Genomic DNA, 12,019 nt, shown 5'->3' with positions numbered 1-12,019 from the left:
GCCCGAGCCACAGCAGCCAGCGGTCGGGATGCAGAAGTCCCGGCAGCAGCGGCAGCCCGGCTTCCGACGCCGCCTTGGAGGCGACTCCCATCAGCGATTGCAGGTAGTTCTGCGCGAGGATGAAGATGGTGGCGCCGATGATCGCGCCGTAGATCGTGCCCATGCCGCCGATCACCACCATCAGCAGGATGTCGAGCATGATCGAGAAGCTGAGCGAGGTGTCGGGGCCGGCATAGCGCAGCCACAGCGCATTCAGGATCCCGGCGCTGGCGGCGACGAGGGCCGCGAGGCAGTTGGCGTAGGTCAGGTGGAACACGGTGCGGAAGCCGAGCGCCTCGGCGCGGAAACGGTTCTCGCGGATCGCCTGCAGCACACGGCCGAACGGCGAGTTCACCACGCGCAGCAAAGCGAGGATCATCACGGCCGATATGGCGAACACGAGGTAGTAGGTGAGGATGCGGCCGTTGACCTCGAACCCGAACAGGTTCTTGGAGATCAGCACCGTGCCCGGGCGCAGTAGCTCGGGCAGCTGGAAGCTGCGGCCGTCCTCGCCGCCGGTCAGCCAGGACAGCTGCGAAGCCAGCACCTGGAAGGCAGAGGCGACCGCCAGCGTGATCATGGCGAAGAAGATCGCCGCGACGCGCAGCGAGAACAGTCCGATCGCGAGCGCGAGCAGCGCCGCAAGCGGCAGGCCGACGACGATGCCGGTTGTGACCGCGGCCCAATTCGGACCCATCCCGTACAACGCGATCGCAATCGCGTAGCTGCCGATGCCGTAGAACATGGTGTGGGCGAACGACACCGAGCCGGTATAGCCGAGCAGCAGGTCGTAGGAGGCGACCAGCGCGGCGAAGACGCAGATCTTGGCCGCGACGTTCAGCGCCTTGGCACCCGGGAACAGGAACGGCGTCGCCGCCAGCGCCAGGATGATGAGGACGAGGACGAGCGTGAGCACGCGGCTGCGCGGCGGATCGCCGGAGAGGATCATCATCGGCTGGTCACCGCATAGAGGCCGCGCGGCCGCCACATCAGAATGGCGACCATCAGCAGGATGTTGGACACGAGGGCGAGTTTCGGCACCAGGAAGCCGCCGTAATTGGCGACCATCGCCACCAGGATCGCGCCGATGAAGCAGCCGCCGATCGACCCGAGCCCGCCAATGATGACGACGATGAAGATCAGCACGGTGAGGTCGTCGCTCATGGAGGCGTGGACCTGCTCGCGGTAGAGCGCCCACATCACGCCGCCGAGGCCGGCGAGCGCGGAGCCCGTCATGAACACGCCGAGGAACAGGCGGCGAATGCGATAGCCGAGCGCCTCGACCATCTCGCGGTTCTCGACGCCGGCACGGATCAGCAGGCCGAGCTTGGTGCGGTTGAGCACGAGCTGGATCGCGATGAAGACGGCAAGGCCGATCAGCGTCGCCAGCACGCGGTACTTCGCGATTGCGACGTCGCCGAAGATGAACGAGCCGCGCAGCGAAGTGGGCAGCGGCATCGGGATGATCTGCGGCCCCCACAGCGCATAGAGCCCCTGCTCGGCGACGATCAGGCCGCCGGTCGTCATCAGGATCTGCTTCAGGTGCTGGCCGTAGACGGGCAGGATCAGCACGCGCTCGACGATCAGGCCGAGCGCGCCGGACACCGCCATCGACAGCAGCGCCGCCGGCGCCAGCACCGCGAGGTTCGTCCAGAGCGAATCGGCCTGAATGGAAGCCGCGAACGGTGCCAGCACCAGGGTTGCGACATAGGCGCCGACGGCGATGAAGGCGCCGTGGCCGAAATTGAGCACGTCCATCAGGCCGAACACCAGCGTCAGCCCGGAGGCCATGATGAAGATCATCATGCCCATGGCGAGGCTCGCGGCGGTCAGCGTCAGCCAGGTGCTGGGCGAGCCGACCAGCGGGATCACCACGAGGGCGAGCGCGACCGGCAGCAGGATCGGCGCGATATCGCGCTTCGGCTTCGGCAGCGGATCGTTTGCGGCAAGTTCTGTCACTGATGCGCCTCCAGGCTCAGGCCGAGCAGCCGCTCCTGCAGCGGCACGTCGGCGGCGAGTGCCGCCATCTCGCCGCGATGGACGATGGTGCCGTTGTCCATGACCAGCACGTTGTCGCCGAGCTCGCGCGCGGCAAAGAAATTCTGCTCGACCAGGAGGATCGTCGCGCCCTTGCGCTTGATCTCCTTCAGGCACTCGATCAGCGCCATGACGATGGCGGGCGCCAGCCCCTTGGTCGGCTCGTCGATCAAGAGCAGCTTGCGCGGCTCGATGATGGCGCGCGCGATCGACAGCATCTGCTTCTGTCCGCCCGAGAGGCTTCCCGCGCGCGACAGCCAGAACCGGCGCAGGGCCGGAAAGAAGCCGAAGATCCAGTCGAGCTGGGCGTCGTCGAGCGGCCCGTCGCGCGCCGCCAGCACGAGGTTCTCCTTCACCGTGAGGTCGGAGAACACCGCCATGCTTTCGGGCACGTAGCCGACGCCGAGCCGGGCGATGTCGGGCGTGGCGCGGCTCTCGATGCGCGTCCCGGCGAGGCTGATCTCGCCCTTCGAGGCCTGCCAGAGGCCCATGATGGTGCGCAGCGTCGTGGTCTTGCCGGCGCCGTTGCGGCCGAGCAGCATCGTGGTCTGTCCCTGCGGGACCGTAAGATCGATGCCCTGGAGAATGTGATAGCGGCCGATATGCGTGTGCACGCCGGAGAGTTTGAGCAGATCGGTCATGCTGCACTCTTCGGTGCGACGCCGAGATAGGCCTCCTGCACGATCGGCGAGGCGATCACCTCGGCCGGCGGCCCGTCGGCGACCAGCTGGCCGTTATGCAGCACGATGATGCGGTCGGCGAGCGAGCGCACCACGTCCATCTTGTGCTCGACGAGGAGAATGATCTTGCTCCTGTSCTGCTTGAGCTGTGCGATCAGGTTGAGCACGACAGGCACCTCGTCGATGCTCATGCCCGCGGTCGGCTCGTCGAACATGAACACCTTCGGCTCCAGCGCGATCATCAGCGCCACCTCCAGCTTGCGCTGGTCGCCATGTGACAGCGCGGTCGCGGCGACACCGCGGCGGCTACCGAGCGCGACCTGGTCGAGGATGGCGTCGGCGCGTGCAATCAGGTCGCGGCGGACCATCCACGGCCGCAGCATGTCGTAATGGGTGCCGTTCGCCGCCTGCACCGCGAGGCGGACATTTTCCTCGACCGACAGATTTGGGAACAGATTGGTGAGCTGAAAGGCACGCCCGAGGCCCGCGCGCGTGCGCAACGGCGCGGAATGCTGGGTGATGTCGGTGCCGTCGAACAGGATGCTGCCGTGCGAAGCGCGCAGCTGGCCCGAGATCAGGTTGAAATAGGTGGTCTTGCCGGCGCCGTTCGGCCCGACGATGGCGGTGAGCTCACCCGGGCGGAACGTGCAGGAGACGTTGTTGACCGCGACGTGGCCGCCAAAGCGGATGGTGAGGTCGCGGGTTTCGAGAGTAAGCGGCATTCTTGCAAACCGGGTTGGTCTATCGGTTCATCTCTCCCCGAAGGGGAGAGGTCGATTTGCTCCTGGCGATGCGAAGCATCGTCCAGTGCAAATCGGGTGAGGGGGCTCAGGTCCCACGAGAGGGTTGTACCCCCTCACCTTGGGGAGAGGTGAAGTACCTACCGCTTGTTGCGGACGGGGACGTCCATGTCCTCGATCTTCAGCTCGCGCACAGGCTCGAGCACGGCCCAGGCGACGTTCGGATCGACCTTGACCTTGAAGTGATACATGCTCTGGAGCGCCTGATGGTCCTCTTTCCGGAACACCATCTTGCCCTTCGGCGTGTCGAACTCCAGGCCTTCCATCGCCGTGATCAGCTTCTCGGTGTCGGTCGACTTCGCCTTGGTGACGGCGGCGACGACGGACATCGCGGCGGCGAAACCGCCCGCGGTGAAGAAGTCCGGCGGTGCGTTGAAGCGCTTCTGGTGCTCGGCGACGAGCCAGTCGTTCACCGGGTTCTTCGGGATCTCGTAGAAGTAATAGGTCGCGCCTTCCATGCCGGGCAGGCCCTTGTAGGCGGCGAGCGCCGGCAGGATGTTGCCGCCGGTGGAGAGCTCGATGCCGTAGCGCTTCGGATCCATGTCCTGGAGCTTGGCCAGCGGATTGCCGGCGCCGGCCCAGATCACCCAGATCACCTTGCGGCCCGGTTTGTCCTTGAGCGCGTCGAACAGGCGCTGGCCGACCGCGGTGAAGTCGGTGGTCGAGGTCGGGGCATATTCTTCGGCGGCGAGCGTCGCGCCGGTCTTGGCGAGCGCCTCCTTGAAGGCGGCGACGCCGTCGCGGCCGAAGGCATAGTCCTGCGCCAGCGTTGCAACGGTGACGCCCTGCTTGCCGATCGCGACTGCGTTCGAGATCGCGTCCTGCGAGGAGTTGCGCGCGGTGCGGAAGATGTAGCGATTCCACTTCTCGCCGGTAATCTGGTCTGCGACCGCCGGCTCGACGATCAGGATCTTCTTGTTCTCCTCGGCGACGGGGAGAATGGCGAGCGCGGCGGCTGACGATGTCGTGCCGATCGCGATGTCAGCCTTGTCGTCCTGATAGGCTTCCGCGAGCGCGGCCTTGGAGAGGTCCGGCTTGCCCTGGTCGTCCTTGGTGATGACGACGATCTTGCGGCCGTCGAGCGTCATGGTGCCCTTGGTGGCGTATTCGAAGCCCATTTGCAGGCCGGTCTCGGTCTGCTTGGCGTAGGCCTCGAGCGGGCCGGTCTTGCCGTAGATCAGTGCGACCTTGAGGTCGTCGGCCTGTACGGAGGTGCCCGCGGCGAGCGCGAGGATGGTTGTTGTTATGATGAGTGATCGACGCACGATGGTCCCTCCTGATTCAAAATTTCTCGGTAACAGCGATTTGCACAACGTTACGAACATTGCAATTCAACCTTCCGGCGGACTGCGCCGGCGCATCAACATGCATCATTTTTAGGCCTGCCGTGTCACGCGCGTGTCGCCGGACGCGGCGGGGCTGCCGGCCGACTCGATCTGCCGCCAGTCCGACTGCGCCTCTTCCGCGCTCTCGAAGATGTGCGGCGCGACGCCGCGCTTCTCCAGGGCTTCGCCGAGCTTGATGCGCAGGAAGCCGGACGTGGTGTAGCGCGACACGCCGGAATAGAAGCGGTCGACGAGGCTGCGCACCATGGCCGAATAATCGTCCATCAGCTCCGGCAGGATCGAGAAATTGTCGTAATTGACGATGGCGTAGACCCGGCGGCCGAGCGGGGCGAGCCTCGCCTCGACGAGGGCCGCGATCGCATCGATCTCGGCCTTGCTGCGCAGCGGATAGCGTTCCAGGTTGATGAAGAACAGGTTCTGCTGCTCGTCGAGCGTGAAGCGCTGGTCGAGCGGAATGGTCAGCAGCCGCTCGCGCAGGTCCATGGGGCCGTCGCGGAAGATGCGGGCGTCCATCAGGACGGGGTCGCGCGGGATCAATGGCTTGAAATCCATCAGGCGCAGGATATCGCGCTCGATGTCGATGCCGGGCGCTATTTCCGTGAGTTCGAGCCCGTCGGGCCGCAATACGAAGACGCAGCGCTCGGTGACATAGAGCCCGCGCTGCCCCCGCGCCGCCGCGAAGGGGCCGCTGAAGGTGACGTGCTCGACGCTGTCGACGAATTTGCGCGACCTCGCCTCGTCGAGGATGACGAGCTTCCCGTCGTTCACCGCGATGCGCTGCTTGCCGGCGCCGAACGTGCCGACGAAGACGACCTCCTTGGCATTCTGGCTGATGTTGATGAAGCCGCCGGCACCCGCAAGCTTCGGTCCGAACTTGCTAACATTGAGGTTGCCGGCGCGATCGACCTGGGCGAGCCCGAGGAAGGCGGCATCGAGGCCGCCGCCGTCGTAGAAGTCGAATTGATAGGGCTGGTCGATCACTGCCTGGGTGTTGATCGCCGCGCCGAAATCGATGCCGCTCGCCGGGATGCCGCCGATCACACCAGCCTCGGTCGTCAGCGTGATGAGGTCGATGATCCGCTCTTCATTGGCGACGGAGGCGATCCCCTCGGGCATGCCGATGCCGAGATTGACCACGCTGTTGGCTTTCAGCTCGAAGGCGGCGCGGCGCGCGATAATCTTGCGTTCGCTGATCGGCATTACCGGCAACGAGGCGGCGCGGACCCGGATCTCGCTGGAGAAGGCCGGATTGTATTGCGTGCCGAATGTCTGCCAATGATGCTCAGGCTTCGCCACGACGACGCAATCGACGAGGATGCCGGGAATCTTGACCTGGCGCGGATTGAGGCTGCCGCCCTCGGCCACGCGTTCGACCTGGGCAATGACGATGCCGCCGGAATTACGTGCCGCCATGGCGATGGCGAGCGCCTCGAGCGTCAGCGCCTCCTTTTCCATGGTGAGGTTGCCGTCGGGATCGCCGGTGGAGGCGCGAATGATCCCGACATTGATCGGGAAGGTTTTGTAGAGCAGGCACTCTTCACCGCGAAGCGCGATCAGTTCCACCATGTCCTCGGTGGTGCGCGCATTCAGCTTGCCGCCGCCGTGCCTGGGGTCGACGAAGGTGCCCATGCCGACGCGGGTGATGTGGCCGGGCCGGTGCGCCGCGATGTCGCGGAACAGGTGCGTGATGACGCCCTGCGGCAGATTATAGGCCTCGATCTGGTTGGCGATCGCAAGCTGCTGCAATTTGGGCGCAAGGCCCCAGTGCCCGCCGATCACCCGCCGGACCAGGCCCTCATGGGCGAAATGGTTGACGCCGCGGTGCTTGCCGTCGCCCTGGCCGGCGGCATAGACCAGCGTCAGATTGTGCGGCTTGCCTTGCGTGTAGGGCGCGTCACCCTCGTTGGAGAGATAGAGCTCCTCCAGCGCCACGGCGATCTCCTCGGCAAAGCCGATGCCGACGAAGCCGCCGGTCGCGACCGTGTCGCCGTCACGGATCAGCATGACGGCTTCCGCCGCGGTGACGACTTTGCCCTTCTCGGCGTTGCGCAGGTAGGGCAAGGCAGGATGCTGGCTCATGGCATTCCCTCCCGTGTCTGTTGCGGACCGCATGCCCGTTCTTCTCGCTTGGCCTTATTCGTATCGCGTGGAGCGGCTGGCGACCAGCCGCTCCAGCGTCGCGGGGTGTCGCGCTCTGCTCATTCAGGGCTGAGCGATCTTGCGGGTTTCGGTGGCGAAATAGACCGAGACGATGGTGATGATCGCCAGCGCGATCATGTACAGCGAGATCGGCCAGGTTGCCGGCGCGTACGCCGTCATCAATCCCGTCGCGATCAGCGGCGATAGCGCGCCGGCGAAGATCGAGGCGAGGTTGTAGCCGAGCGAGACGCCGCTATAGCGCACCTTGGTGCCGAACAGCTCCGACAGGAAGCTCGCCTGCGGGCCRTACATCGCGGCGTGGCCGACGGCGAGGCCGAGCACGATCGCGATCCAGGCATATTGCGGGTTCTTGGTCGAAAGCAGCATGAACAGCGGGAACGACATCAGCGCGGAGAACACCGCGCCGAAGATGTAGATCGGCCGCCGCCCGAGGCGGTCGGAGAGTGCGCCGAAGGCGGGAATGGTGAAGGTCTCGATCGCCGCGCCGATCAGCACGCCGTTGAGCATGTCCTGCTTGTTCATGCCGAGCGATTGCGTCGCATAGGCCAGCACGAAGGTCGCGTAGATGTAGAAGAAGCCGTTTTCGGCAAAGCGCGCGCCCATCGCGAGCAGGATGTTCTTGGGGTACATGCGGATCGCCTCGACGATCGGCATCTTGACCTCTTGCTTGGTGTCCTTGACCTTCTGGAACTCCGGCGATTCCGCGATGGTGAAGCGGATCCAAAGGCCGACCAGCACCAGCGCGATCGAGAACAGGAACGGGATGCGCCAGCCCCAGGAAAGAAGCTGTGCGTCGGTCAGCATCGCGGACACCACCGAGAACACCAGCGTGCCGAGCACGAGGCCAAGCGGCGCCCCGAGCTGCGGCCAGCTGCCGTAAAATCCCTTCTTGTCCGCAGGCGCATGCTCGACCGCCATCAGCACCGCGCCGCCCCATTCGCCGCCGAGACCAAAACCCTGGATCAGCCGGCAGGTCACCAGCAGGACCGCGGCCCAGATGCCGGCGGTCTCGTAGGTCGGCAGGAAGCCGATCGCCGCGGTCGCGGCGCCCATGATCAGCAGGGTCAGATAGAGCATGGTCTTGCGGCCGATCTTGTCGCCGTAGTGGCCGAACACCACGCCGCCGAGCGGACGCGCGATGAAGCCGAGCGCGTAGGTCGCGAACGCCAGCAGCGTTCCCATCATGGGGTCGAAGGTCGGGAAGAACAGCTTGTTGAAGATCAGCGCCGCGGCGGTGCCGTAGAGGAAGAAGTCGTACCACTCGATGGCCGTGCCGATCAGGCTCGCGGTGGCGACCGTCACGTGCGAGGGCTGTCTCGCCTCAAGCTGATGGACTGAGATCGCTTCACTCATCTTGCGTCCTCCCTGGTTGCGAATGCGCATGTGCAGCACGCGTCATTGTGCAGAGCGAAGAGCAAGCTCTGCGCCAGATGCCACAGGTTTGCGCAAAATGGCTGAAAACCCAGCAGTTTCAGCGCGGGCTCCGGGAAAGAGCAGCAGCGCGCCGTGTCAGGAATCCGAGACTCCGGACACCCGATGTCTCGCAACTCAGACGGATGCGGCTCCCGAGGCGAGGCCGAACTTCGCGAGCTTCTTGTAGAAGGTCGCGCGCGAGATCTGGAGCATCTTGGCCGCTTCCGATATCTGGCCGTTGCTGGCGGCGAGCGCCTGTTCGAGCGTGTGCTTCTCGAACTCGGCCTCGGCTTCCGCATAGGGCAGGACGAGGCCGGCCGGCCGCGATGGTGCCGTGGGCACCGTTTCCGCGCCGACGGGGAGAATGCGATCGAAGTCGTCGCTGGTGAGGCGTCCCGAATCGCTCAGGATCAGCGCGCGTTCCAGGATGTTGCGCAGTTCGCGGACATTGCCGGGCCAGCCATAGCGCGCAAGCGCAGCCAGGCCGCTCGGCGTGATCCTGGCATTGAGGTAGTCGCCGGATGCGCTGATGTCGTCGAGCAGCCGTCCACAGATCTCGGGCAGGTCGTCCAGGCAGTGCCGCAGGGGCGGCAGCACGATCGAGAGCACGTTGAGCCGGTAGTAGAGATCCGCCCGGAATGTCCCCTCGCTGACCCGCTTGTGCAGGTCGACATTGGTGGCCGCAATCACGCGCACGTCGACCCTGGTGACCTTGTCGGAGCCGAGTGGCTCGATCTCGCGCTCCTGCAGCACGCGCAGCAGCTTGGCCTGCAATTGCAGCGGCATCTCGCCGATTTCGTCGAGGAACAAGGTGCCGCCGTCGGCGATCCGGAATTTTCCGTCGCGACCCTTGCGGTCCGCGCCGGTATAGGCGCCCGGCGCGGCGCCGAAGAACTCCGATTCGATCAGCGTGTCCGGGATCGCCGCGACGTTGACGCTGACGAACGGCTTTTCGGCGCGGGCGGACGCGTTGTGGATGGCCTGCGCCATCATTTCCTTGCCGGTGCCGGTCTCCCCGGTGAGCAGAATGGTGACGCTCTGGCGCGCGGCGCGCGCTGCAAGCGTCTTGGCCTGTGCGATGTCAGCGGTTGCACCGACATAGTCGTCGAACGTGAACCGGGCGGCACGTGCATGCGACAATTGCCGCCGCGCCAGCCGCAAATCGTTTTCGAGCTGGGCGACGCGACCGAGCAGTGGCTTCAAGCCCTCGAGGCGGTCGTAAAGCACGAAGCCGATCGCGCCGATGATGTTCCCTTTCTCGTCCTCGATCGGCATGCGGGTCACGACGAGTTGCTCGCCGCCGAGCTCCATGATGTCGAGGATGATCGGTTCACCCGTTTCCACGACCCTTCGCATCAGGCTGTTGGGGATGACCTCCTCGATCGGGCGGCCGAGCGCCTCGGATTCATGCGAGAGGCCCATCGCGGTGACGTATTTCTCGTTGACATACACCACGCGTCCGCTGCGATCGATTGCGATGGCGCCCTCGCACAGATGCTCCAGCCGCTCGAACAGCGTCTCCATGGCGCGTGCGCGGATATAGGCGGGATCGCTGACGACGGAAGAGGGACCGGACATGGCGTGCCTCGCGGGAAGCCCGCCTGTTTATTACCAAAAGGGCAGTAATTTCAAAGGGCGAAAACGGGGCTGGCTCCGAACTTGCCGTCGTCCCGGCCTTCGCCGGGACGACATCCAGATAGTGGAGCCTACCTTCGATACCCGTTCGCCCGCGAATAGCCCTGCCGGTTCTGCTGCATCGGGCGGCTGGCCACGCTGGCGCGGGACTCGCTGGAGACGGGTGTTGCGAGCTTCAGCTCCTCCAGGAAGATCGGCCGCGAGAAATAATAGCCCTGCGCGTAGCGGATCTTGCTCGCGGCCTGGAGGTAGGCGAGCTCCTCGTAGGATTCGAGGCCCTCGGCGATCACGGTCATGCCGAGTGCCTCGCTCAAGGATTCGATCGCTCGCAGGATGCCCTGGCTGCGCGGCCGCTTATGGATGTCGGTGATGAAGGAGCGGTCGATCTTGATTTCGTCGGCGGTGATATCGGCGAGCGCCGAGAGCGAGGAATAGCCGGTGCCGAAATCGTCGATCGAGATGCCGACGCCGAGCTTGCGGAACATCGGCAGGATTTCCGACTGGAAATGGCTTTTGGCGACGAAGGCCTCTTCCGTCAGCTCGATCATGAAGCGCTGGGGAAAGCCGGTGTTGTCCAGCGCCTGCGCGAAGCTGCGCATGAATTCGGGATTGCCGGCCTGCCTGGCGGCAACGTTGATGCTGATGGAGGCTTCCGCGCCGAACGTCTCGTTGATCAGGTCGATCGACTTGACGATCTCGGCAAGCACGAGATGGGTCAGCTCGTCGATCAATCCGAGCTCGCCGGCAAGGTTGATGAACGAGCCCGGCGCCTGGATCACGCCTTCGTCGTCGCGCAGCCGCACCAGGGCCTCGATGCCCTTCACCGCCTGCGTGCGGATGTCGACCTTGGACTGGAACGCGCAGCAGAAGCGCTTCTCGAGGATGGCGAGCCGCAGCGACTGCTCGATCTTGGTCCGCGCCAGCGCCTCGCGCTCCATGCTGGCGTCGAAGAAGGCGGCCGATCCCTTGCCGTCGTTCTTGATGCGGTACATCGCGATGTCGGCGTTCTGACGCAGCGTCTCGAAGCTGCTTCCATGGTCGGGATAGAGGCTGATGCCGACCGAGGTCGAGGCGAAGACCTCCGAATGGTCGATGAAGAACGGCGCGGTCAGCCGCTCCAGCGTCGCCTGCATGAACTCGGCGACTTCCTCCTGGCTCTGGATCGGAAACAGCAGCAGCAGGAATTCGTCGCCGGAGATGCGCGACAGCATGTCGGAATCGCGCAGGTCGCGCCCGAGCCGCTTCGCCAGCTCGACCAGCAGCGCATCGCCGACGGCGTGGCCGTAATAGTCGTTGATGTGCTTGAAATTGTCGACGTCGAGAAAGGCTAGCGCGAAGCGCTCGCCGCCGTGATCGCGCGCGAGCAGGTTGTTGGCGCGGTGTTCGATCACGCGCCGCGAGGGCAATCCGGTCAACTCGTCGAAATAGGCCGAGCGGAACAGCTGGTCCTCGAAATTCTTCTGCTCGGTGATGTCGGAGGAGGCGGAGATCAGGAGCTCGCGTCCGGCGAGGCGAACCGGACGATGGGTCGTGAGCAGCACCTGGCGCGCGGGGCCGTCGTGCAGGGCTTCCTCGGTGACGACCGCCTGGCCGGCGCTCAGCGCCTTCCGGCAGGCTTCCCGGCGCGGCGCCAGATCGGGCGAGGGACGGCTGCCGTCCATGCCGAGCTGCGCCGCGGCGGCATCGTTAACGAGCAGAAGTTCGCCATGGGCGTCCTGCACGGTCAGGCCGGCCGGCAGCATTCTAACGATTTCCTTGAGAAATCCGAGTTCGGCTTCGCTCGCGCCGGAATATCTGTTGTCGTTCATAGAAGTCATGAATCTTGTTGTTTCAGCGCGCCTTTGCAATGGGTGCGATCTTGCGTGGTTCCCTCTTAAGTTTGGTTAAGGGGTCCGGAGAAATACGGGAG

9 protein-coding genes are annotated in these 12,019 nt (G+C 65.0%); all 9 read right to left on the bottom strand.

Annotation, left to right across the window (positions count from 1 at the left end):
• On the bottom strand, positions 1–991 hold a 991-nt coding region (locus AC1D00_RS09200), incomplete at its 3' end, for a branched-chain amino acid ABC transporter permease (protein WP_477010450.1).
• Positions 988–1,998, bottom strand: coding sequence for a branched-chain amino acid ABC transporter permease (locus tag AC1D00_RS09195; RefSeq protein ID WP_135175084.1), 1,011 nt, complete (start codon positions 1,996–1,998; stop codon positions 988–990). The genes AC1D00_RS09195 and AC1D00_RS09200, both read right to left, overlap by 4 nt.
• A complete protein-coding gene (locus tag AC1D00_RS09190; protein ID WP_477010449.1) occupies positions 1,995–2,717 on the bottom strand; it encodes a branched-chain amino acid ABC transporter ATP-binding protein in 723 nt (240 codons plus the stop codon). The genes AC1D00_RS09195 and AC1D00_RS09190 overlap by 4 nt, the downstream gene beginning before the upstream one ends.
• Positions 2,714–3,478: an ABC transporter ATP-binding protein gene (locus AC1D00_RS09185; protein WP_477010448.1), complete on the bottom strand. Its 765-nt coding sequence runs from the start codon at positions 3,476–3,478 to the stop codon at positions 2,714–2,716. Before AC1D00_RS09185 ends, AC1D00_RS09190 begins: the two co-directional genes overlap by 4 nt.
• Positions 3,479–3,636: 158 nt before the next feature.
• Positions 3,637–4,821, bottom strand: a complete 1,185-nt coding sequence (locus tag AC1D00_RS09180) for a substrate-binding domain-containing protein (RefSeq protein ID WP_177234874.1) — start codon at positions 4,819–4,821, stop codon at positions 3,637–3,639.
• Between the two features lie 111 nt (positions 4,822–4,932).
• Complete coding sequence (locus tag AC1D00_RS09175; RefSeq protein WP_477010447.1) at positions 4,933–6,981, bottom strand: acyl CoA:acetate/3-ketoacid CoA transferase; 2,049 nt, start codon at positions 6,979–6,981, stop codon at positions 4,933–4,935.
• 123 nt (positions 6,982–7,104) lie between these two features.
• The gene (locus tag AC1D00_RS09170; RefSeq protein WP_235885654.1) at positions 7,105–8,415 is read right to left on the bottom strand and encodes an MFS transporter; all 1,311 of its coding nucleotides are present in this window, start codon (positions 8,413–8,415) and stop codon (positions 7,105–7,107) included.
• Between the two features lie 195 nt (positions 8,416–8,610).
• Entirely contained in the window at positions 8,611–10,053 is a 1,443-nt protein-coding gene (locus tag AC1D00_RS09165; protein WP_477010446.1) for a sigma-54 interaction domain-containing protein, read from the bottom strand.
• A 128-nt stretch (positions 10,054–10,181) separates the two neighbouring features.
• Entirely contained in the window at positions 10,182–11,918 is a 1,737-nt protein-coding gene (locus tag AC1D00_RS09160) for a putative bifunctional diguanylate cyclase/phosphodiesterase (protein ID WP_477010445.1), read from the bottom strand.
• Between the last annotated feature and the right edge of the window lie 101 nt (positions 11,919–12,019).

The organism is Bradyrhizobium sp. P2_E8 (genome assembly GCF_056403875.1).
The sequence above is the reverse complement of the archived record's forward strand: the minus strand, read 5'-3'. Positions and strand labels throughout refer to the sequence as shown.